Genomic DNA, 23,496 nt, shown 5'->3' with positions numbered 1-23,496 from the left:
AAATATTCATAAAAAAGGCCTGTGCAGTAAACACAGGCCTTTTTTATGAATGAAGTAATTCCCTATTATTTCTTTACGATACGAGTAGTCACTTTTTGCTGATTAGCTTCAATAATGGGTATGTATATACCTGCTTCCAAAGCTGAAGGTTTCCATTCCAGTTGATGCTTACCAGCTGATTGGTTCTCTCCCTGTATTAACTGGCCGACTATCTTACCCTGCGCATCGATAACCCACAAGTTGACAACGCCATCGGCTGGAAGATAGTAATCGATTCTTGTTGAATGCTCAAATGGATTCGGGTATGCCTTCAATTGCAATAAAAGTTCCCCTTTACTAGTAACGGGCTGAATATTAGCGGTAAAAGTGCTTCCCGACTTGGCTTCAAAACCAGCCATCAATGTAATAGAACGACCCGCTTTATAGTCGACAGTACTGGCCAGACCTATCGTATTTGTGGCTTCTATAGTTTCAACCGCTTGTTGAAGGTATTGGCCGGCCTTTTCATAGCTCAGTTGAATCCGAAGATTTTTCGGTGGATTCTGCGCCTGACTAGTCAGGGCAAGACAGCAGCCCGCTAGTATAGTTAATAGCTTCATATTACTTACGGGCTTTAGAGTGGAGTTTATTGATGCGATTCTCTAGTTGAGTGCTCTTCTGTTTTAACGCATCATTCTGTTTTTTCAACTCAATTACATAAAGTGTAAGCTCTTCTACTTTCTCAAGGAGTTTCGCCTGCATTTGCCCAACGTCTACACCCTCTTTAACAACTTCATCCGCGGAAGGCACGCCTGGTAAATGTTTCGCCTGGTGAATATAAGACTCTACTTCTGCTAAGCTTTTCAGCCGATAACCCTGTTCAAAAACCCGGTCAGACCAGTCATTGGTACTCTTAACAGCTACTTTTACTTTCTCGGTCAACACTCCATCGGCTACATACAACCGATAGCCGACTGGTGTCTTGCTTACTCCAGGACCGATCACAACACCACCTGTATTCGTATTCTGGATGTTATCTCCGGCTACTTTCCAACTAGCATCTGCATCCTCTGCACCAACGCGAGCCGAGCTATTAAGGCTACCTAAAACTACATCACCCTGAGCATTAACGGTTAAGAACTTCGTTTGGTTAAGGGCAGTAGCCGGTGATCCGGAGGTCAGGTTCGTAAACCGTAACCCACTATTCCCAGCCGTTCCCTGGGTAATTTCCAATTTATTGGCTGGGGCCGTATTACCGATACCAACATTGATAGCATTAGCCCCTGTTCCACCAAGCACAAGTGAATTACTCTGGGTAACAATTGCATTAGCTCCAATAGCTGCTGAATTATTAACTACAGTTCCAGCGGCATTCACACCTGCCCCATAGCCTATAAAAACATTATTAGTACCTGATACATTGCCTGTAGAGCCCGCATTTTGGCCCAAGTAAGTATTCTGCCCACCTGTAGTATTACCAAAACCTGCTGCACCACCCAGAAATGTATTACCATTACCAGTAGTAGTATTTTGTCCTGCTCGTATACCTACAAAAGCATTACCTATGCCGGTAGTGGTATAATATCCTGCAAATGAACCTATGAAAGCATTCCCCGTTCCCGTTGTATTGAAAGTACCCGCGGCATGCCCGATAAAAGCGTTACTTGAACCGGTAGTATTCGTATATCCTGCGTAAGTGCCAATAAAAGAATTATCAGCGCCTGTTGTATTGGCTTGACCTGCATTATTACCAATGAAAGAATTATTAGCTCCTGTAGTATTAGCTTGGCCTGCCGCAAAACCAATAAATGAATTCGAATATCCTGTCGTATTAGAAAGACCTGTCTGGTAACCAATAAAGGCATTGTAGGTACCAGTTGTATTTGACAAACCAGACTTATAGCCAATAAAAGCATTATTGGATCCCGTTGTATTGTTTTGTCCTGTGTTTAAACCAACGAAAACATTTCCCGTTCCTTCACTATTACTTGCTCCTGAAAGTGACCCTATAAATACATTTTCCTTACCAATGGTATTCGAAGATCCCGCATCCGAACCTATAAAAGTGTTATCATTGCCACTAGTATTAGCATATCCCGCTCCGGTACCTAGAAATGCATTATTATTTCCTGTTGAGTTAAAAAAGCCGGCTCTATTACCTAGAAATGCATTGTTGTATCCAGTGCTGTTCGTATAACCAGCGGAAGAACCCAGAAATGTATTGTTGTTACCTGATGTGTTATTAAAGCCTGAACTAAACCCTACAAATGAGTTACTTTGACCTGATCCGTTTTGGTTACCGGCTAAAGCGCCCATAAATACATTCTGTGTACCAGCCATATTTTGAATGCCAGTTCCCCGCCCAACAAACAGATTACTTGCGCCACTCATATTGAGATTACCAGCACCTACTCCAACAAGAGTATTATCAGAACCTGGTGTAGCCGAAGATGGAGTTGTTGCAACGTAATTTGTTTGGCCATAAGACTCTACAGTCATCAAATAAAATGACAGTAAGATGCCAAGTAAAAACTTTCTCATATTCCTAAAAGTTTAGCAAGTAAATCACAAGTGTACAATTAATAATAATAACCTACAAAAGTCAAGATAAATCCTGAACATTAAAGCAAACCATGTGATGTTTGTGTATAATAAACACTTTTAACAACAATCCGTTTAGTAACACTAAGGTAAGCAACATAACCTTAAAAATGTTATTTTAACTTGAATTAAATGGCAATAAATGTTAAAGATGCTCCTTTTAACGCTAAAGGAGACGGATCAGTCGATGATTCGGCAGCCATCCAGCAAGCTGTCAATTTTGCTAAATCACTGAGCTTCAACACTGGAACTCCTTATCGGGCAACTGTCTACTTTCCCGCCGGCTATTATTTGATAGGCACATCTATTAATTTAACCAATACCTCTGGAATATGGCTGAAGGGTGATGGTGGCTCATATTTAAATACTAATATAATCGGTAATACAGGAAGTAGACCCATGTTCGACTTTACTGGTTCGTCTAATTCCGGCTGCGAAAGCTTCTCATTTATTTCTTCGAATGGAGCTACAGCTACCAATCCATCTGCTCTAGGAATTCAGTTTGCACGCACCACTAATGGCGGCTTAAACTGTGGAATAAGGAATTGCTATTGTCAATTGAACGATTTACCATCAGCTAACGGTGGTTTAGGATCTCTTGGGCTCCTAAATATTCGCAGCGAAGAATTTTTCATTCATGAATGTCTTATAAGGGCCAATACTCCTCTCCTATTAAGTTATACATCAAATATTGTCACAACGAATATAAACTATACCGCTTCCAGTGCCTACCAAACTCTAGCAACAGGGACTGGATCAATGGGAGTGGTTAATATTAACGCTACTTCATTACAATCCCTTGAAAAACGCCAACCAGGAATGATTCTAATTGGCACAAATAGCGTTAACTTTCAGGGATATATAAGTCGGATTACAGCAAGCACAGGTACTAATGAAACAGCCGTACTATGTCTTATTTCAACGATCAATTTGAAAATACATGCAACTGTAGAATCCTTTTCACGTGTACTACAGGTACTTAATAGCGGATTTGAAAATTGTACGCTTGAAATTGTAGCAGCTAATGCGACAACCCCTAGTACAGAATTAATCGATGTAACGAACTCTATAGTAGCTGGCCTAAAAGCATATATATCCCAACCTAATGGCTCGGAACGAAACCGCTTAATTATATATCATGCACCAAGCGGTGGAGGAACACAGCAAGCAGCAGGGTACATAATTAATAGCGAAATAAATTGTCTGACTGTTCCAAATAATACCTATATAATATCAGCGAACTTATTAAAAAGGGCAACTAACGTGGTTTTTAATACATCAAATCCATTTGAAAAACGTAATGGTCGCTTAAAATTACTTACAAATAATATTATTGTTTCAGGCGTAATTGGTTCATTAAATCAAATAAACATACTTCAATTTCAAGAGGCCAGACAAGCTACATTAAGTAATAACAGTGGTTTTTATAGAGTGTGGATTGATGGTGTGATTAAAGCAGGGGGATATGGATCTGGAAAGGCAGCGGCTTTATGCTTTCAAGCCCAAATTGTAGTTAACCAACGTTATGATGGTGTACTCGATCCTCAATCTGTAACAATTATTACACTAGATCATAGTGTAACAGATCCGACTTATTTAAATATCACAGGTATATTAGTTAATCTTACATTAAACAATAACATTGGAACAGTGACACTCATTCCAAAAATATCAGGCAGTGGTACGGGAGAGCCAATATACTATGAAGGGTATAGCGAACTACAAAGTGATTTTTTCATAAACGACCCTATACCATTGACTTAATATCTATTTCCAAAAAGAGCGATGCATACTTAACTTTCTATTTAAAAAAATAGGAAAGTAATTAAAAAGTTTTCCTGCCCGATAACCGACCAGCTTGGCAACAGTTCTTACATATTGCATTGGCAGTAATCGTTTCTTATTCATTTGAATTAAATAATTACTTTCATCTAGAACATACCGAAAGCCTTCTGCTTCAGCTTTTCTAAATGCTTTTAGAATTTCTCGTTGTTGCTGATGAAAAACCCCTATATCAAAATAACGTCGAAATTCTTCAGGAATTGAATAGGTGTGAGAATGATAAACTTGAGCTTCGGCACAATAGACTAACGAATAACCATCTAAAATAAAACGTGCTGCCACAGTTACATCTTCCCCCAAGATTGTATTTTTAGGAAAGCCACCAATCTGTTTTAGCAAAGTCTTTTTATAAACTGCAAACGAATTTGAACAAGAGCAAGTCTTAATACCAAGTTGCGGTATCATCGATTTGCTCTTCACTAAACTTTGTTCAGGATAATTAATATATCTAGCAAAACGGCCAAATATATCAGTCTCAGGATAAGGCAATTGTCTACCATAAGCCATAGCCGAATTTGCATCATTTTGAAGTCCTTTCACTAACGCTTCCAAAGTTGTATCAGATGCCGGCAAAGCATCCTGGGTTAAAAAAACTACAATTTCATACTTTGATAATTCGACTCCTAGATTTCGTGTAGTACCATGATTAAAGCTAGATTTGGGAACCGTTATAAAAGGAATGGCTGCTTTTGAAAGTAATAAACACGTATCATCTGTTGATTCTGAATCAAGAATGATTAACTCATATTGTATAGTTTGTGTGCTCAATGCTAAAAGTAATTTTGGTAAATATTGAGCAGCATTAAAGGTCGGAATTACTACTGAGATCATGTTAAAAAGACAAGAATAAAATTTATTTAAACCATCTTACCAATAAATTGACAAGCAAAAGTAAGCGATTGAATGTTCGAACAATAAAACTATACTGCGAAGCTTCTCCAGTAGGAGAAGCATTATTGCCATGCCTAACATACTTCATTAAAGGTCGATCAATAAATCCAACGCTGCCTCGTAGTTCAACAAGTAAACCAATCCACCAGTCGTGCATATGTATAGATTTAGGAAATGGTAATGCATACTTCAATACATCACGCCTAAACGCCATACAGCATCCCATATAAGAATTTTTATATATATTATAAAAAAAGCCAGCCCTACTATTTCTGAAATAAAAAAAAGAAGGAATTAGTACTTCTAAATTTTCATTTACTACCTCACAATCACTTAATACTAAATCGTACTTTTTAAGTTCGTTTTTCATTACTTCAATTTTATTGACAAACCACACATCATCCTGATCGCACAAAAATATAAAGTCGCCATTAGCGTTATTCAATGCACTTTCAAAATTTGCTATTGGCCCTTTACCTTTCATATTCTTAATAAGTTTAATTCTAGAATCTTGAATCGAACTTATTAATTGAAGAGTATTATCGGTTGAGTTATCGTCCGAAATAATTATTTCGTCTTCATCTAACAGTTGTGGCAAAATTGACTCAATTTGTCGAACAATATACTTAGCTCCATTATAGGTTGCTAAACAGATACTTATCATAAACCATTAATATTTTCTTCAACAATTAAAGAGTTAAAGTTAACTTAAGAAAAAATATTTAGTAGTTTATAATGTAAAAAATATTTAATTTTAATTGCATTAGAAACAACAAGTTTCAAAATAAAATTATAATATTTATCATGAATTAAATCCAATTCTTGAAGTGTATTATCGACCTCCGAACTAAGACCATGTAAATTGCATTCTGATACCACAATATCTAATTTTTTCCTCCTCATCCGAGCCAAATATATTAATAGATTAAGTTCATAGTCAGCCATAATTTTAATAGAAATATCATATCTAAATGTTTCAAAAATTTTTCTATTGTAAAATGCCCCTTGATGGTGTACAGTATTATTCAATAAGGTTTTGACATTAAAAGTCGAGTTATATTTTTTACCATTCGTAAATATAACGTTACCAAATATTAAATCCATTGAGTCATCTAAATATTTGTTAACTTCATTAAGTATGTTGGGCTCTAGTCGATCATCAGCTCCTAAAAATAGTATCCATCTACCTTCAGCTTTTTCTATACCTTTATTCATAGCATCATAAATACCTTTATCTTGCTCACTTATCCAATATTTAATATCTTTCTCATATTTTTTTATGTAATCTACTGTCCCATCATTACTTCTACCATCAATTATTATGTATTCAAAAAGTGTTCTATCTTGCAATAAAACACTTTTTATTGTTTGTTCTAAGGTTTTAATAGCATTGTAACTAACAGTAATGATTGAAAAGGGTGGAGAAGGCATTATCCTGTCCATTTTAATTATATCAGAATTACTACTATAATAAAAGTAAACATTTTTTTTTATATTTGTATTCTACTGCTAACAAATGTTTTTATTGGCGCATCGTTAAAATGAATTTAAGTGGTTACGAAAATTACATAAAACAAAGATAATCAACCACTTAAGAAAATAAATAACTCTATATGGACTCATATAACCCCTTAATTAGTATTATTATTGCTGTTTACAATGGCGCTAAATACTTAGAGGGTGCTATTAAGAGTATAATCGACCAAGAATACGAAAATTATGAAATAATTGTGATTGATGCGGGTTCAACTGATAATACAAACGATATTATTAACCTTTACAGAGAGCATATTTTCTATACAATTAGTGAAAAAGATAATGGTATTTATGACGCCTGGAATAAAGGGCTTAAAGCCTCAACTGGAACTTGGATTGCTTTTTTAGGCTCAGATGATTTATATTATCCGCATGCATTGAAATCTTACGTTAGCTACATTGCTACTCATATAAATAAAGATCGCCTGGAGTTTATTTCGTCAAAAATTGATCTTGTTGATAATAATTTAATAAGGCTAGAAACTGTTGGCAAAGAATGGGAATGGGATCTGTTTAAACATAAAATGATTACTTGGCATGTGGGTTGTTTTCATTCTAGAGCCTTATTTAACAAATATGGCTTCTTTGATGATACTTTCAAAATATCTGGAGATTATGAATTTTTATTGCGTCCTAAAAATTCATTAAATGCAGCATATTTACCAGTTAGTACTGTGATGATGCGGCATGGTGGCGTAAGTACTACATTATTATTTAAAGCAATCGATGAAACATATAGAGCTAAAGTTAAAAATGGGATAATATCTCCTTTAATTGCTCCAATTTTTATCTATAATAATAAGATAAAGCTTTTTGTTAAAATGCAATTTGTTAAGTACGGATTTATAGATAAACTGTAATAATCATTTGATCCTTATTATACTTATTACTCTATTGGGATTTCGGCAATACTTTTTCTTTATTTAGCATATTGAACACAGAATAAGTACGATTCTGAATTCCTATACTATCTAAATGATAGACGGTATCATAAAAATATTTATCTTGAATAACTGAAGTCACCACACTACCCAAAATCGGGCATCTTAAATATTTTCTATATTGAAGTTCTAAATTTTGTAATGTATGTATATTTTTTTTATATGCTGATTGCTGGTAAGCAGGGAATATAAAAAACGTACGCGCTCCTTTTTTATTACAAATTTTTATAAAAGAGTTAATTGAGTTTATTTCGTTTGAATAATCAATATTAGCAAACTTTACACTCCCACCAACTAAGTTTGGTTTAGGCTCATTATATGGAATAATTAAGTCTCCTTCAAAATTAAAAGCTTCACGATAATAATGTGGGTCTTTGTCTCGACCAATAAGTTTATAAAAAGTGCTACTGATACATAATTGTAATTTTGAAACAAAGAGTCTTATTTGATCCAAAATATCCAAATCTAAAAACTCCTCGCTATTTGGATTAATAGATATTAATTGTGCTAATAGTTTCTTATTACCACCCGCCAAAAAATGCTCAATTGATAAAACTACTATATCTCCAGGTCTTATGCAGTTCTTAGCTTCATTAAGTATAAAGTCGAGCCCCAAACCAGCATGAAGTCCCATATTAACAACATTATAGCCTGTTTTTCGACTTAAAAGTGGGCTATTTAAACCTAGCGCCAAATTTGATCCACCCACAAAAATAAGTCTCGGAGATTTAACTTTTCGCAATCTGTATTCTTTATCCAGCGAGGCCGCAACATAACTTGATGAGTTTCGTGAATAATAAGCTAATACAGCAATTATTATCCAGATAGTGCCTACACAATAAATAATTATGATCAGCAATCTTTTGGCAAGTTCAATGAGTTTGTTCATTAGAATTGAAAATATATAAACTGTTCTTCCAAATCAAACATGCCAAACAATAAAATACACATAATTAAAGCGCAATAGATTAATGTACGCATCATCATCGGCTGATGATTTAACCATTTGTTTATAGAAATCTGCATTTGTATTTTTTCAACTAGTAGTAGTACAGAAAGTGCCAAGAAACCAATTAAATAATCATATAATGTAGACCCTAAAATACCTGGTTTCAGATTATTAATACTGGGCACAAAATTTGTTGTCAAATTTGAAATAATATAATAGGCATCATGCAAATCTTTTGCTCTAAAAAAAATCCATGCGAAGCAAGTTAGCATAAAGGTGCTACAAAGACTTAATTTCGAGATTAATAATTTTTTGTTATGTAATCCAATAAAATTATAAAATTTGATACGTACCGAGTCTGTAGAATTCTCTACAATCAAATAAATTCCATTTAAACTACCCCAAATTACGTAGGTCCAATTGGCGCCATGCCATAAGCCACTAATTAAAAATGTAATAAACAGATTTAAATACCAACGAAATTTTGATACCCTATTGCCGCCTAATGGTATATAAAGGTAATCACGAAACCACGTCGATAATGAGATATGCCATCTTTTCCAAAATTCCGAAATCGATTTAGAAAAGTAAGGAGTATTAAAATTTGTCATTAATCGAAATCCTATTGTTCTAGCTGTCCCCAGAGCAATATCAGAGTAACCTGAGAAATCGCAATAAATTTGAAAAGCGAATAGAACAGTCGCAAAAATGAGTGGAGCACCCTCAAATTGTTTGGGGTTATTGTAAACTGTATTGACAATTACACTTAATCTATCCGCAATAACTACTTTTTTAAAAAGACCCCAAGCTATCAGCTTTAAACCATCAGTTATATTTTTATTATTGAAACTATGTTTTTCATAAAATTGGTGTAAAACATTTTGTGGTCTCTCAATTGGTCCAGCAACTAATTGTGGATAAAACATTACGTATAATGCATAAATACCAAAGTGTTTTTCTGCAACTTGATTCTTTCTGTACACTTCAATTGTATAACTCATAGCTTGAAATGTGTGAAAAGATAAACCTATTGGTAAAAGTATTTTTAGCATCGGGAAAGGAGTAGCATGCCCTAAATTGCCTAAAAGTTCATTCAGATTGTCATTTAAAAAATTGTAATACTTAAATATAGCCAGTACACTAATGTTTGCTATCAAGCTCGCAATAAGAAATATTTTTCTTAAAGGACCTTTTGTTCTCTCAATATAAATACCAGCAAAAAAATCAATAACAATTGTAAATCCTAATATCAAAATATAAACTGGAACAAATGCCATATAGAAATAGCAACTACCAGACAATAACAATATCCACCTAAAACGGTATGGTAATAAGTAGTATGTTACAGTTATTATAATAAAAAATACAGCAAAATGTAATGAATTAAATAGCATTTTGTTTTCCTATTGCGTTTAAACCGGCTTTCATTTAAATTAAATAAGGCATCAATTTTGGCCGATTTGTTTTAAAATGGCCACGCGTATTAAGTATTTTGTTTAAGCCTGGAATAATCTTTGCCTTTTTACTCTATTCCAAATCCTTCGTAAAATTAGCTTTTTTTCTAAGAACATTTCGAGAATTTAACTATACATGCACAAATTAATATTTATACATGTATAGTTAAATTCTCGAAAATCCAGACCCTTGTATACTTTGTGTTTTAGCTTATATAATCAAATCTATCGTTTATGGAGCATAATCGTACCGAGCCTAGAGCTTTCATTCCTTATTTATTATCCCAACAGCTACGTCATAGTTCACTTACTCTTGCATTAAGTTAGCACTGATTAATTCGTGAGCGAGGTTGTTAAAATCATTTCTTTGTCCGTAATAGGTATAAACTTCCCGTTCATGAACTCCTGCTCTTATGCTGTATTGAAAGTTCATGTAATGTAACAACCATAAATTGTTCAGTATCTGCTACTCAAAGTGGGGTGGGCTTGTCTAACCTTGAAAAGTATCTTCTTAAAGTCAGGGCTAATTTAGAGAAGCTGAATCCCTATATACTTAGAATGTGTTTGGGAATTAAGAAAGGTTGAGAGTCGTGCCAACTTTGTAGTCGCCAAACGACAAAGTCATGACCAAACAGTTCTCAAAACTGACCGACCCCCAATGGGCCGCAATTTCACCTTTTTTCAAGCTTAAACGCAAGCGAAAACACGATCTACGCCAAATGGTGAACATCATTTTATGGCTTCTGCGAACCGGTTGCGAATGGCGTAATCTGCCTGAAGAGTGGCCAAACTGGCAAACTGTCTACTATTATTTTGATCAGTGGAAGCAAGACGGCACCTTCGAGCGAATTAATGTAGCCCTTAATCAACTGGATCGTAAACGCGTCATGAAACAAGCTCACCCTTCCGTTTTATGTGTTGATTCACAAAGCGTTAAGTTAAATCCAATGATCTGCGAACACCGTGGTACTGATGCCACCAATAAACACGTCAACGGCCGTAAGCGCCAGTTCGTGGTTGATACCCAAGGCCGACTCTGGGTAGCGGCTGTTCATGCCGCTAATCAAGCCGATGGCCCCGTTGCGGTTTCGTTGATTGGTGATATCCTTTGGCGAGCCGGTGAACGTTTAGAGAAAATCTATGGCGACCAGTCCTATAATGGCGTTTTTGCTAAAGCACTAGCCGATTGGAGCATTAATTTTGAGAAGGCATCTCGGCCCGAATCGGTCCAAGGTTTTGTGCCCGTGGCCAAGCGCTGGGTCGTCGAACCGGTCCGCCGGCGCGGCAGTATTGCTTGGACCAATTACTTCCGTCGTATCGTCAAAGATTACGAGTATACGCTATTATCTTCGGTGAGCTGGTTGTACTTAGCTAATATTCAACTGATGCTTCAGCGAATCTAACTTCACTGCCAAAGATAATTCCCCAACACGTTCTTAATTGCTTATTTAACTTTTACAATTGGTTCTAGTACTGCTTAGGTCCGGTTGCACATGGTTTTCCGGTAGCAGTTTAGACTGGACAATATGTGAACTACATCATCAAGAAGCCGTTTGTTATAGGAGTAACCCTTATTTAATAGGGCGACCTGGTTGTTAAAGAAAGCTGGCTTAAAACACTATAAACCATACTAATGGCTTGTCAATATTATTCTTTGGTATCTCACGCTTCACAAATTCAAATAAAGCCCAGACTAAAAAATGAGTGATAATGTATATTGATGAATCGACCAGTTACTTACAGCCACTGTCAGCTCATTTTTGGGCTCCTTGTAGTAGCCGCCAGTGATTGTTGGGCAAGCAGGACAAGCCTTATTGCGTTATTAGCTTTTAATGTGTGATGGTATTTGGTCGGCTAGGGCTAGGCCTTATTTTTTAGCAATAACATCGTCTGGTACGCAAATAAGGTGGGTATAAGCAACCGAATGTAGAATTTACGTTTAATTTTGGACTGGTAACCATTCCCCTCAATCCTATTTCATTGCTCAATCCAATAATGGCTGGCTCGCCAATTGGAATTAGTTTTATGGAATAGACCAAGCTGGAACTCCAGAAACCATTTTAAGTATTTGCCCATTAGTGCCCTTTGGTATACGAGTCCATTTTGTACCATCGTAATAAAGTAAATCTCCTGCAACAGGAGTCTTGTCTTCAATTGAAACGAACGATTTAATATTGATTATACCATTTTTTTCTGGCGCATTAACAGCATAGGGCGATGCAATATTCGTAAACGTATTGTGAGCAATTTCATTATTAAGATTGTTTTCACTGGGCATCGATATTGCATTTAATTGCGTCACATTTATACTATAAAATGAATTACCAACAATAGCAGAACCTTGTAGCCCAGAACTGTTTGCAATATCTATTAACTTATTATTCTTATTCGCAGCACTTGAATAAATGCTATTCCCAATTATTGAAACTCCATAAATTACTCCGGGTTGGTTTGCCTTTATAAAATATCCATCTGTATTATATCCAGCGTTACTACTGATACTGCATCCGAACAAATGAATAGGCAAATTTGCAAAATTACGAACATTTGTATATTCATTACCTGTTACAGATAAGGATGTAATTATATCTGCGCCGTAGCCGTTTATGAACGTAGTTGAATGGTTTGAATTGATACTATTTGATACCCTATTGTTCGATACAGTTATTCCTTTACCACTATAAAGACGGATAATATCAAGTGAAACCTCAAAAAATGTATTGTTCATAATACTTACATCTACAACGGGCGGCTGGCTTGTTTTTCCAATTGCTATCGCTTGAAATGGCACTACATCAAAGGTGCAGCCTGATATTTGAATGTCTCCACCTTTTGTAATCCAAATAGCCAAATTTTCTGGTGTTTGAAACCAACAGTTTCGAATGTAATTAGAATTGCCATTTCCCGTACCAATAATAATTTGTGAGACTGTCGGACTTTGTTTTGCAGAACCTGATTTAAAAATAATATCCTCAATGACAGTTGCATTAGATACTTTATCGCTTCCAGCATCAAGGCTAATCATTGAAATTCCCGTTACACCTTGTATCAATTGTGTTCCAGCATAAGCCCCACCGGCACTGCCTTGAAGCTTTATTGTACCAGAAATATGAATAGTATGGTTTATTTTATAAGTACCAAGTGGTAGATAAACCGTCAGATCTCTACCTTTCCATTTAGAGCTAAAGGCGCCATCCTTTGCTGGATCCTGAAGTTCTGTAGCAAAATTAATAGCCGCTTGAATTGCTGGTGAATCATCCGTATTAGAACCATCTCCTTTAGCTCCAAACCATCTTACTGATATAGCACCTTCTATTACGCGTTTGTAACGCAGTTTTGAACGCGTCACTAGTACAGTACCTGTATTATCAGGCGTAGTAATATCATTAGTATCTAGTATGAAAATCCCTTGTTTACCACTGTCGGTTATATTTACGGTTGCAGGTGCTGAAGCATTGGTTAAAATAGATTCTCTAAGTTTTGCAATACTCTGATACGTAGTTAAGTTATTTGCCTTGGGGTCTATTTTCAAGGGCACTTCTTTACCTGCTTTCGTTTTTATATACCAATAACCGTCAGGTTTTGGAGAAAGAGACTCTTTACTGATCTCAGTAGATTCTCTGGGTAAATTAGTAGTTTTTTTCTGCCCTTGACAAAATAAAGTGACTAACATTAAAGTAAAGAATAATGAGATTTTCATCAGCAGTCAGGTATAATTTATATAAGTTTAAATTAAAATCAGTATTGAGACAAATACCGAGGAATATAATTTGTATCTGGGTGTACCAAACTTAACGAACGTCCGATTTTCAATCTTTAATGCTCCAATATATTGAAGACCCAAACACTCAACTTTTTTCATTGCTCATAAGCTCATTGGGTTTTATAACTCGATTGTTTATTGCTTGGTCAAATAAGGGGTATGATGAACCCTTTATTTCAAAACACTCCAGTTAAACAGAGGGAGGTCAAAATTAAATGTAAATTTTCTAATAGGATATATGAAAATAAAATAAATAAATAAACATGCACACAATTGTAAAATAAAAAATTCGGCATCAACAACGAGCTGAAATGTCAAAAGCCCTAGAACAAACGACAAAGGCTGGCTACTAATATATTTTTTTGAAATTTTGTTACCCCGTAAGAAAGCAACAATAAAACTAATTAATATAGTATAAGGAATAACAAAAAGCTTTCCAATTAAAATTACCTGCAGAGGTAGAATAAAATTAGGCCCAACAGAAATAGGAGATATTATTCCTTTTTCTAGCTCATAGAGTTTCCATCCTATTGATTGCGTATCAATTGGTATAATTTGTTTTATAAAAATCCCAAAAACGGCTTTTATATATTCGCCAATTCCCGTTTTAATGTGAACTGCTGCATTATTGGAAAGATACATTTCTAAACCATCACCTGCACTAAGTACACGATTTGCCATATGCATGCTACTTTCTGCCAGCGATACTTCACTGTTATAAACAGACGTCACTAAAACGCTATTCAATATGGATAGCGCAAGAAAACTTATTCCGTACCAATTTAAATTATTTACCGTCTTGTTAGAATATAAGGGTTTAAAATAATATATAAAATACCCATATGCCTCAACTAGACCAAGCAACGATGACCTACCACCAGCTATTATATCTAAAACACTATTTATGATTAATACTGAAATAAGGTAATATCTCCACTCTTTTTTTGTTTTTAGTAATACAAAAGTATAGTAAATAAAAAAAGGCCTAGCTCCAATTTGCAATATATATTGCCAGAAACTACGACCTTGCCATTGCATAAATTTATAAAAGAACCAGTGTGTAATTGATGGATTTTCTATTGCATACAGAATAAATTCATATCGACTAAGTATATTTAATACTATACAAACAAAAAAAATAACGACGTTTTTCTTGTTATTCAATCCACTCTCTAAAGTTGAAATACTCCTTGATGGATTACCTAAGAATACATACAAACCAGTAATATATATAATATACGATAAAAAAAAGGTGAGTCCATCAAGGTTCACAGATTTTTCAAAAAAATATCCCGTGAGTAACGCTAAACCGCTAGCGCACCAGATTATATTAGATACAAGTGGATCAATTATTGAAGTAATCCTTCTCCTTAATAGTACAAATAGTACAAAAGAGAAGAAAAGAAAGGACAATACCATTATAACAATATCGTACTTCTCGTAATAATACATGAAATAATGTTTTAAAGTTAAAAGCTCATTTTAATATTACTGCTTATGTTTTTCATTTTTATAATAACATTCACAAATCTGATCTTTTTTGTTCTTTAACTAACATAACTAACTAATTTTTTAAGTTAGTTGATTATATAGATTTAGGGTTTCATTAACTGTTCGTTGCCAAGAGAAATGAGTTAACTGATGTGTTCCCCGATGAGTCAGTTCATATCTAAGGCTATCATTTAATAGTATATTCTCAACTGCATTAACAATAGAATCTGGATCTGTAGGATCAATATATAAAGCACCATCACCAGCTACTTCAGGTAATGAACTATTATTACTTACAATACAAGGACATCTGCATGAAAAAGCTTCTAGAACTGGAATACCGAACCCTTCATATAAGGAAGGGAATATAAATGCAGTTGCATCTTTATATAGTTTTTTTAGGATAATGTCATTTATAGGCCTAAACTGAACTAGCTCATTTACTGACAGATCATTAATAAGGTTCTTTTCTTCCTGTGTAAAACTCCCACCACCAGCACATACTAACTTAATCTTATACTTAACTAATATGTGAGCAACTGAACGCAAAAATGGAATAAAGTTTTTGTAACCAAATCTATTCCCAACATACAATAAATATGGTCCATCAACAATCGAAGTTACCTTACTTGTATCAGACTCATCTATAGCAAATGAGCTTCCTAAATAAATAACTGTGATTTTTTCAGGAGCTATACCAAGCAATTCAATCATATCACGCTTAGTACTCTCCGATATGGCAATTAGATGAGTAGAACTTTGTGCTATTTTCTTTTTTTGAGGAATAATCAATTTATCTGCAGAGAGTTCAATGAATTGATCTGAAAGGCGCTCATAAATCATATCATAAAAAGTAGTAACCATTGGAATGGCGCCAACTTTTTTACTTAAAAAAGAATCAAAGTATGTGCTGTGGTAGATATCGTATTTCCCCGGTTTAAAATCCCAAAAATTATATAATTTATTTGGTATATGAAGTGCTTTACTAAACTTCGTTTTAAAAGGATACGAATTCATAGGCAAATTGTATTCCTGCAAATGCGCATTATTTGACCAAAAGAGAGACAAATGCGCTTTATTGTTTACGCTCTTATTGATACCAGTGATAAGCTCACAAATATATCTAGATATTCCTCCATACTGTTGTAAAGCAAAAGCCTGGTAATCAAAGAAAATATTCATTTAATAAAAATGGTTACTTAAAATATTTTTTTGAGAAAATTATATAACTAACTACAACTTGACGTTATCAATCTTTTCAAGAAAACTTTAATATGAGCAAGAGATATGCTTTAATATGTGCTTTACTTGCCTTACAACAATAGGCCAATAGTAAAGCAAGAATTTCAATCTAAAATAGTTTTTGAAGGTGGCATAAGATTCTCTCTTAATCGTTTTTGCACCGATAAAAAATCTTTTTGTAGAAAAGTATCTCGTTCTCCTGAGATAGTATTATACCAGCGTCCCCAACGTGGATGCGTGATAATTTTAAATAAACTATTATTAATTTTTTTACGGCTAAACAGATGAACATCCTGTTCGTTCCAATTATAATTTAGATTAAAACGATCAGCTAAAGCCTGTAACGATTTTCTACTATATAATGCTATATGCTGCCCAGTTTCAGGAGTAAAATACCACCATGAATCAGGCGAAACATCTCCATGGGGCTGCACCATTGTAGAGAATAATATTGTATCACTCAGAGCAAGCATTTTTTCTAATTCGGCAACAGGATCAATCAAATGCTCGAACACTTCGAAGGCTGTTAATACTTCAGCCTTAAAGGGGGGAATATCTACAATATCAAATGATTCTGCATAGAGATTTTCACAATGAATATCCTGTCTATAATAATCAAACCCTCTATCCCGCATCATACGCACCAGCATACCATATCCTCCTCCATAATCAATAAAGCGTCCATTCGGATCAAACCATTTATTGATTACTGATTTAACGATAGGGGCCATTGCCTCATTGCGAATTATTAAACCAATATCTAACTTGGTAATTGCTGAGCTATAAGCTTCATCTAACCAGTATGGGGGCTCAGTAAAAATAAACATACAACTCCTACACCTTAAATACTGTATATCATATTTGCCAAGAACTTTGGCTGTACAGTAAGGAGAGGCAGCGGATTCGCAAATAGGGCAAGACATACTCATAAGAAAATTTAAATTATTTATCCCAAATACCTTTCGCGGTGCCAGACATAAGTTTTCTTACTTGCAGACCACCTATTAGTGAACAAAAAAGTAAAGATAAACTAGTTGCCAAAATTACCCCTGAAGCTCCCATGTTTAACTTTTTTCCAAGCAAAATAGCTAAAGGAATATTGATAACTGCTGAAAATAAAGCATAGTAAAGTTGAAGTTGTACTTTCCCCAACCCATTAACAACAGCTGCTATGATACTATTCCATGAGCTCACCAATATAAACACTCCCATGCAAATATTCAGTTCCATTGGAACCATTACGCGATCACCTACCCATAGTGAATAAACATAATCAGCGGCAATTACCATTAATACTACTATGGCGGCTAGGCCTATCCATAACTTCTGAAGGTAACGATGTGATTTCTGCATCCATGAAGTATCAAATCTTACTGCAGCTTCTGTAAATGCTGACCAATAGGGGGTAATGGCAATCGCAAATAATGTACTTGCCGCATTAAAATATCTAAATGCCACATTATAAGTAGTTACCTCTGATGGTCCAAATAATTGTGTGATAATGAGGTTATCCGTGTAGAAAAGTACAATCACAGATATCTGAATAAAAAAAAATTTATAGCCTAATGATAATAAGCTCCTCGCATGCTTAATTCTAACTAAACTTAACGACGGTTTATACGCTTTCAATTGGTTTTTGTATAAAAAATACCCGCTTATTAATAATACTATTATAGGACTTGAAACAGTAATGATTGCCAAGTATATTAGATTTCCGTGAGTTAATTTTGATAAGGTATATGTCCCAGTAAGTATTAATATATTTGATAATAAATTAATAAATCCTACACGGCCTGATTCTTGAAGCGCCAGTAAAACGTAAGTGAGTATGTCTAGAACCAACTTTATCGCCATAGCAACAAACGTTGTCATTATAACTAGTTGAAGTGGCTCTGTTTTTATATGTGTGTTAAAAATTTTCTGCCATGGTACAAACTGAAAAAAGATTAAAAATAACAAAATAAGTCCTAATTGAATTAAACCAAAAATCAAATAAGATGTACTCACATAGGCTCTCGCTAAAATTTTATCATCTTTTGTAACAGCTTCAGAAAATTTATTGCGCAATCCATTTCCAATACCAATATCAAGAAATGATAACATTGTCACGATTGAGCTAATTGTCAACCATGTACCGTAAGTCTCTTTAGATAAGTAATCGATTGTTATTGGTACTAATAATAATGAAATAAGCATACCGCCACCTTTAACACCCAATCCCCAGATAGTATTTAAATGAGCCTTTCGAGTGCGCGGATGAGTGTTTCGTATCTGTTCGCGAACATATTGAAGTGAAATACTTTTCATTAAGGCAATTAGTTATTTCTATCTAACTTTTTTAACCATTCTTCAACCATTATTTGGCCAATTGTCTCCATTGAATAATTTGCGACCCAATTTAATTCTTTAGCAGCTTTAGTTGGATTAGCATGTCCTTCTTCAATATCTGTTGGACGAAAAAACGAATTATCTATCCGAACATGATCTTGCCAGCTGAGGCCTACCGTCTTAAATACCACGTTTATAAAATCACTTAATTTACAAGTTTTACCTGTAGCAATAACATAATCGTCAGGTTGCTCTTGTTGTAGCATTAACCACATAGCTTCCACATAATCGGGCGCCCACCCCCAATCACGAGCAATATTTATATTACCTAGAGTCAGAGTTTCGCTACTACCCTTTGCAATACGGCAGGCTGCCGCAACAATTTTTTGTGTAACAAAACGCTCTGGTCGTAAAGGAGATTCATGGTTAAAAAGAATTCCTGTGCATGCCTTTAACCGATAAGCTTCGCGATAGTTAGCCACCTGCCAAAAAGCAGCAGCTTTAGCTACTCCATATGGACTACGTGGCCGAAAGGGAGTTGTCTCATTGGCGGCTTCGCTACCAGTATCGCCAAAACATTCACTAGAACCTGCATTATAAAATTGTATTGGCTGGCCGGTAAAGCGAATAGCCTCCAGTAAGTTAAGTGTCCCAATACTAATACTTTCCAATGTCTCAACTGGTTGTTCAAATGATAATCCAACCGAGCTTTGGCCTGCTAAATTGTAAACTTCATCCGGCTTTGTTCGCTGTAAAGTTTGTAATACAGATCTAAAATCATTAATACTTATTGAAACAGTTTCAACATCTTGCCTTATTCCTAGATGGTTTAGGTTTCCAAATGAAGACATTTGGGCATCACGAGAACCCCCAAATACTTTATACCCCTTGCTTAACAAGAGCTTTGCCAGATATGCTCCATCCTGACCTGATATTCCACATATTAGCGCAGTCTTCACTTCACAATTAATTAGCTGACTTAAAAATAAACGTTCGTATCACACAAAAGATAGTTCCAAAAACACTACCCAAAACGACAAAACTGAGTATAGTTAATATACGGTTAGGCCCGCTCTTCTTCAAAGGTATTTGCGCTGGCTCTAAAATTTTAAAAACTGGCGACTGCTCTTCTACCTTAATTTTGGCTTGTTCAAGCTGTTTGGAAAGATCCCCATATACATTTTGTGCCAGCAAAAAATCGGATTGTAATTTCTGCTCTTCAATCTTTGCCGTATTCAAAAATAAACCTCGATTTTTATCTCTGTAATTCGACAAAGCATATTCAGCTACTTGGTATCTCTTTTTTGTATCTTCTACTTGATGAGTGAGAAAGCGAACTTGATTTCTAGCTTTCTCCGTTCGATAACTCGTTATATAATTTGTTAAATATTCCAGTGACAACCGGGCTACAGTTGCTGCTACAACTGGATCAGGCAGGGTCGAGGAAACAGTAATTAAGCCCGTTTTCTTATCAAATGTAGCCGACACCGATTTATGTACCTGCCTAACGAGCACTTCCTGAAACTTAGTAATTTCTAGCGTCTTGCTTCTATGGTTAGGATCAAGTACTGGGCTAGTATCTTCATTAGCCTTTGAACCAAATAAATTACTTATCAGTGTTCGTCCGCTTTTTTCTTTAAGAAATGATTCTAGTGTGGTCTCTTTCGTTAATAGCTGCGAATAAACAGGTTGCTTTAAGAGATAAAGAGCAAACGGTACACTATGTAATACATCTGGATATATATCAGGCCTAATGGCATCCATTCCTCCACCTGCGACACCCCCAATATCAATTCCAGCAAGGCCAGCCAATGAACCTAATCCATTTAGCCCACCACCTTTCGATTCCATTTCTGGTAAAACTCTGACTTGAGCGCTATATTGATTTTCTATCGAAAAAGCATATACTAAGCCCAAAACAAATCCCACCAGCGTAAACACAAGAATTCGCCAACGATTTCTTTTTAAAAACCGCACAATATTGCTTAGCCGAATTTCGATTTCGTCCTCATCATTGGTTTCCTTTCTTTTTGTCTCTGTAACTGACATGATTAATTTTGTAGAAGAAAGTAATTAACGAAGTAGAACATTAACTAAAGCAATCGATACTGTTGCTAATAAAGAGAATATTCCTATGCGCTCTGCCGAAGTTAACCTATTTGTATCTAAGGGCTTAAAGGGGATGATCACCGTTGAGCCAGGCTCAATAGTTGGTCTAGACGAAAAAAACAGAAATCGGTGTGTTCGATCTTTCCGACCATTTGGATACACTACATATCCTTTGCTTTTCCGGGCATTTTCAGTATATCCTCCTGCTTCACTAATGTAGTCTTCAAATTTATAATCACCCTTAAAACTGACTGATGAAGGGTTTAAAACACCACCTTGAACAGATACAATTTCTGATCGGCGGGGTATGAATAAGGTATCGCCATTCTGAAGCAGCAGGTTCTCTTCAGAGCCAGGATCGTTAAGAATATTTCGCAGGTCATTTCCGACTACTTGGCCCATCCGCCGAAGTTGGGCACCAGCAATGTAGGCTTCGGGCTTTAATCCACCCACCCGTTTTATCAGATCGCTAATACGCTCCTCTCGATTATAGATAGCATAATTACCGGGTTGCATGACTTCGCCATAGATCGTTACCTGTTTCTGCGCTTCGTAATTAACCGACGTTCGGACATAAACAATATCGAAGGGCTGTAGTCGAAATTCCGGCGAGGTACTTTCTATTGGTGTAATCTGCAAATTGCGATCAACTGAAAACCGGAATATCTCCAGCATGGTAGTGCGAATACCCGCTGAATCCTGTCGAATACGTCGGGCGACTTCAACCAGATTTGGCTTGGCACCTTCCTGAAAGCCACCCGCCTGGGCAATCAGATCGGCCACCGTCATATTATTCACAAAAGCGACAGTATCAGGCTGATTAATAGCCCCTTCAATCGTTACATAATAAGGTTCCCGCAAATCCCGAATCGACAATACGGTCAGGCTGTCCTGACTTTGAAGTGGAATGTCGGCAATTTCTCCCCGTAAAAGCTTCCCCAAATCGAATGATAAATTCTCCCGATCCATATCCGCTCGTTCCCGTACAATGGTAGCTCGATTCGTGAAGGCGTCCTTCCGTAGCCCTTCTCCCCGGCCAATCAATTGTTTCACTGTCTCGAGGCCCGGTTCTAGCGCATAATCGCCGGGGCGCATCACAGCACCTGCCAGTTGAACCCGGTTTTCATAACGCTCCAGAATTTTTCCAACAAAATATTTATCACCCCGCTGCGGGATAAAACTAGCCAGCTGCTCTTCGGTAATTGTAACGATACGCCGTTCACGGGCCGTATTACGTCGAAGCGTGATCGACGCCTGATAGGCATCGTCGGCAAAACCGCCTGCAAAACCCAGGACTGTTTTTAATGTTTCGCCGGGCAATACTTCAAAAATAGCCGGTCTTCGTACCTGTCCTGTCAATTCAACATGCGTTTCGTAATCGGCGACCCGAATAACGTCCTGATCCTGGAGCCGTACATTGTCCCGTTGGTCGGCTTTCAGAATAAAATCATACAAGTCGACCGTACGTATAACGCGATTACCCCGAATAATATTGATTTTTCGGAATGAGCCTGTTTCCGGATTAGGACCTCCTGCCAGATAAAGGGCATTAAACGCTGTTCCCAGCGATGAGATCGTATATGTCCCCGGCCGAACGACTTCACCAACCAGTGTAACGCGAATACTACGAATATTGGTCAGTGTCACGTTGGCCGTAGTCCCACTCCCAGACTGGCCAAGGCCTTGATAGCCCCCCTGCCTTAACCGGGCAATGATGCGTTGTTCTGCCTGTTCAATGGTGAGCCCCGCCACGAAGATGGCAGGTAAATTAGGCACCTTTACTGTGCCATCCGGCGTAACTTTCAACTGAAATTCACCAGTTGATGCGCCCGAAATATCGATTCTTATTTCATCATCCGGGCCAACTACGTAGCTACGGGGAGTAGCAATTCGCAGATTGGGTTCAAATGACAGTTTGGCATTTTCGAATAACGAGGCTCCAAAAACCTGTAATTTTCGACTTGTATCCTTACGTACGCCAGTCGTCAATGACGAATCTGTTCGCTGAGAAAGATCTGTCGGCAATGTTCGTCCGGTTACAGTGCCCGTTTCTGTTTGAGGCTGTGATGTTCGCGTACGAAGGTCATTGATCCGTCTTCGCATCTTCGCTATATCATCCAGCGTATAGCCCTGCGACATTGCTGCCTGTTCAATCTGGGCTTCGCTTAAACCGCTGGCCTGTGCCCGCTTGTAAAAATTCTGTACGTCTTCGTCACTGAGTTGATCAACGCGCGAACGAGGGGCCTGGGCACTAGCCTGATACGTTCCTGTCAGTAGTAATAGTACTAAACCAATATAAAACGGTCCTATACGGTGGTTAAAACGTGACAATTTGTCGGTGGTACGCATGAACAGCGGCTGTTGGGCCAA

The 23,496-nt window shown here is 36.4% G+C and carries 18 protein-coding genes; 3 read left to right on the top strand and 15 right to left on the bottom strand.

Annotated elements, in window-relative coordinates:
• Positions 1 to 65: 65 nt before the first annotated feature.
• Together G8759_RS04995 and G8759_RS04990 are read right to left on the bottom strand one after the other, a co-directional pair.
• Entirely contained in the window at positions 66 to 599 is a 534-nt protein-coding gene (locus G8759_RS04995; protein ID WP_167205798.1) for a T9SS type A sorting domain-containing protein, read from the bottom strand.
• Position 600: 1 nt separating this feature from the next.
• On the bottom strand, positions 601 to 2,520 hold the full coding sequence (locus tag G8759_RS04990; RefSeq protein WP_232074133.1) for a beta strand repeat-containing protein: 1,920 nt from the start codon (positions 2,518 to 2,520) through the stop codon (positions 601 to 603).
• A gap of 192 nt (positions 2,521 to 2,712) precedes the next feature.
• On the opposite strand from G8759_RS04990, the gene G8759_RS04985 reads away from it, so the two are divergent.
• The gene (locus tag G8759_RS04985) at positions 2,713 to 4,344 is read left to right on the top strand and encodes a glycosyl hydrolase family 28-related protein (RefSeq protein ID WP_167205796.1); all 1,632 of its coding nucleotides are present in this window, start codon (positions 2,713 to 2,715) and stop codon (positions 4,342 to 4,344) included.
• Between the two features lie 3 nt (positions 4,345 to 4,347).
• Here the strand turns inward: G8759_RS04985 and G8759_RS04980 are convergent, their stop codons facing one another.
• From G8759_RS04980 to G8759_RS04970, 3 genes are read right to left on the bottom strand one after another with little or no spacing between them, the layout of a single operon-like run.
• The gene (locus G8759_RS04980) at positions 4,348 to 5,253 is read right to left on the bottom strand and encodes a glycosyltransferase family 2 protein (protein WP_167205794.1); all 906 of its coding nucleotides are present in this window, start codon (positions 5,251 to 5,253) and stop codon (positions 4,348 to 4,350) included.
• Positions 5,254 to 5,275: 22 nt separating this feature from the next.
• Positions 5,276 to 5,977, bottom strand: a complete 702-nt coding sequence (locus G8759_RS04975; RefSeq protein WP_167205792.1) for a glycosyltransferase family 2 protein — start codon at positions 5,975 to 5,977, stop codon at positions 5,276 to 5,278.
• Between the two features lie 44 nt (positions 5,978 to 6,021).
• A complete protein-coding gene (locus G8759_RS04970; RefSeq protein ID WP_167205790.1) occupies positions 6,022 to 6,744 on the bottom strand; it encodes a glycosyltransferase family 2 protein in 723 nt (240 codons plus the stop codon).
• A 182-nt stretch (positions 6,745 to 6,926) separates the two neighbouring features.
• Between G8759_RS04970 and G8759_RS04965 the strand changes: the two genes are divergently transcribed.
• A complete protein-coding gene (locus G8759_RS04965; protein ID WP_167205789.1) occupies positions 6,927 to 7,709 on the top strand; it encodes a glycosyltransferase family 2 protein in 783 nt (260 codons plus the stop codon).
• Positions 7,710 to 7,740: 31 nt separating this feature from the next.
• Here the strand turns inward: G8759_RS04965 and G8759_RS04960 are convergent, their stop codons facing one another.
• Complete coding sequence (locus tag G8759_RS04960; RefSeq protein WP_167205786.1) at positions 7,741 to 8,679, bottom strand: hypothetical protein; 939 nt, start codon at positions 8,677 to 8,679, stop codon at positions 7,741 to 7,743.
• Positions 8,679 to 10,016, bottom strand: coding sequence for an MBOAT family O-acyltransferase (locus G8759_RS04955; protein WP_317166765.1), 1,338 nt, complete (start codon positions 10,014 to 10,016; stop codon positions 8,679 to 8,681). The genes G8759_RS04960 and G8759_RS04955 overlap by 1 nt, the downstream gene beginning before the upstream one ends.
• Positions 10,017 to 10,816: 800 nt before the next feature.
• Here G8759_RS04955 and G8759_RS04950 point away from each other — a divergent pair.
• Positions 10,817 to 11,596 carry an IS5 family transposase gene (locus G8759_RS04950; RefSeq protein WP_167205782.1) on the top strand — a complete coding sequence of 260 codons (780 nt, stop codon included), beginning with the start codon at positions 10,817 to 10,819 and terminating at the stop codon, positions 11,594 to 11,596.
• 620 nt (positions 11,597 to 12,216) lie between these two features.
• Here the strand turns inward: G8759_RS04950 and G8759_RS04945 are convergent.
• The 8 genes from G8759_RS04945 to G8759_RS04910 form a co-directional block, all read right to left on the bottom strand.
• A complete protein-coding gene (locus tag G8759_RS04945; RefSeq protein ID WP_167205781.1) occupies positions 12,217 to 13,893 on the bottom strand; it encodes a glycosyl hydrolase family 28-related protein in 1,677 nt (558 codons plus the stop codon).
• 234 nt (positions 13,894 to 14,127) lie between these two features.
• Positions 14,128 to 15,408, bottom strand: coding sequence for a hypothetical protein (locus G8759_RS04940; RefSeq protein WP_167205779.1), 1,281 nt, complete (start codon positions 15,406 to 15,408; stop codon positions 14,128 to 14,130).
• Between the two features lie 120 nt (positions 15,409 to 15,528).
• On the bottom strand, positions 15,529 to 16,629 hold the full coding sequence (locus G8759_RS04935) for a glycosyltransferase family 4 protein (RefSeq protein WP_167205776.1): 1,101 nt from the start codon (positions 16,627 to 16,629) through the stop codon (positions 15,529 to 15,531).
• Between the two features lie 164 nt (positions 16,630 to 16,793).
• On the bottom strand, positions 16,794 to 17,516 hold the full coding sequence (locus tag G8759_RS04930; protein ID WP_167205774.1) for a class I SAM-dependent methyltransferase: 723 nt from the start codon (positions 17,514 to 17,516) through the stop codon (positions 16,794 to 16,796).
• Positions 17,517 to 17,631: 115 nt separating this feature from the next.
• Entirely contained in the window at positions 17,632 to 18,996 is a 1,365-nt protein-coding gene (locus G8759_RS04925; RefSeq protein ID WP_167205772.1) for a lipopolysaccharide biosynthesis protein, read from the bottom strand.
• 8 nt (positions 18,997 to 19,004) lie between these two features.
• Positions 19,005 to 19,976 (bottom strand): GDP-mannose 4,6-dehydratase, encoded by a 972-nt coding sequence (locus G8759_RS04920; protein WP_167205770.1) that lies wholly within the window; start codon positions 19,974 to 19,976, stop codon positions 19,005 to 19,007.
• Between the two features lie 7 nt (positions 19,977 to 19,983).
• Positions 19,984 to 21,066, bottom strand: coding sequence for a Wzz/FepE/Etk N-terminal domain-containing protein (locus G8759_RS04915; protein ID WP_167205767.1), 1,083 nt, complete (start codon positions 21,064 to 21,066; stop codon positions 19,984 to 19,986).
• Between the two features lie 24 nt (positions 21,067 to 21,090).
• Positions 21,091 to 23,475 carry an SLBB domain-containing protein gene (locus G8759_RS04910; protein WP_167205765.1) on the bottom strand — a complete coding sequence of 795 codons (2,385 nt, stop codon included), beginning with the start codon at positions 23,473 to 23,475 and terminating at the stop codon, positions 21,091 to 21,093.
• Between the last annotated feature and the right edge of the window lie 21 nt (positions 23,476 to 23,496).

The sequence above is a fragment of the Spirosoma aureum genome (assembly GCF_011604685.1).
GTDB lineage: Bacteria > Bacteroidota > Bacteroidia > Cytophagales > Spirosomataceae > Spirosoma > Spirosoma aureum.
This window is presented reverse-complemented; position numbering and strand designations above follow the sequence as displayed.

Bases quoted from the DNA above. Each gene is read 5' to 3' on its own strand.
- G8759_RS04950 (WP_167205782.1), top strand. From the start codon at position 10,817: ATGACCAAACAGTTCTCAAAACTGACCGACCCCCAATGGGCCGCAATT.
- G8759_RS04945 (WP_167205781.1), bottom strand. From the start codon at position 13,893: ATGAAAATCTCATTATTCTTTACTTTAATGTTAGTCACTTTATTTTGT.
- G8759_RS04990 (WP_232074133.1), bottom strand. From the start codon at position 2,520: ATGAGAAAGTTTTTACTTGGCATCTTACTGTCATTTTATTTGATGACT.
- G8759_RS04995 (WP_167205798.1), bottom strand. From the start codon at position 599: ATGAAGCTATTAACTATACTAGCGGGCTGCTGTCTTGCCCTGACTAGT.
- G8759_RS04985 (WP_167205796.1), top strand. From the start codon at position 2,713: ATGGCAATAAATGTTAAAGATGCTCCTTTTAACGCTAAAGGAGACGGA.
- G8759_RS04970 (WP_167205790.1), bottom strand. From the start codon at position 6,744: ATGCCTTCTCCACCCTTTTCAATCATTACTGTTAGTTACAATGCTATT.
- G8759_RS04925 (WP_167205772.1), bottom strand. From the start codon at position 18,996: ATGAAAAGTATTTCACTTCAATATGTTCGCGAACAGATACGAAACACT.
- G8759_RS04930 (WP_167205774.1), bottom strand. From the start codon at position 17,516: ATGTTTATTTTTACTGAGCCCCCATACTGGTTAGATGAAGCTTATAGC.
- G8759_RS04940 (WP_167205779.1), bottom strand. From the start codon at position 15,408: ATGTATTATTACGAGAAGTACGATATTGTTATAATGGTATTGTCCTTT.
- G8759_RS04980 (WP_167205794.1), bottom strand. From the start codon at position 5,253: ATGATCTCAGTAGTAATTCCGACCTTTAATGCTGCTCAATATTTACCA.
- G8759_RS04965 (WP_167205789.1), top strand. From the start codon at position 6,927: ATGGACTCATATAACCCCTTAATTAGTATTATTATTGCTGTTTACAAT.
- G8759_RS04915 (WP_167205767.1), bottom strand. From the start codon at position 21,066: ATGTCAGTTACAGAGACAAAAAGAAAGGAAACCAATGATGAGGACGAA.
- G8759_RS04935 (WP_167205776.1), bottom strand. From the start codon at position 16,629: ATGAATATTTTCTTTGATTACCAGGCTTTTGCTTTACAACAGTATGGA.
- G8759_RS04975 (WP_167205792.1), bottom strand. From the start codon at position 5,977: ATGATAAGTATCTGTTTAGCAACCTATAATGGAGCTAAGTATATTGTT.
- G8759_RS04955 (WP_317166765.1), bottom strand. From the start codon at position 10,016: ATGGCATTTGTTCCAGTTTATATTTTGATATTAGGATTTACAATTGTT.
- G8759_RS04960 (WP_167205786.1), bottom strand. From the start codon at position 8,679: ATGAACAAACTCATTGAACTTGCCAAAAGATTGCTGATCATAATTATT.
- G8759_RS04910 (WP_167205765.1), bottom strand. From the start codon at position 23,475: ATGCGTACCACCGACAAATTGTCACGTTTTAACCACCGTATAGGACCG.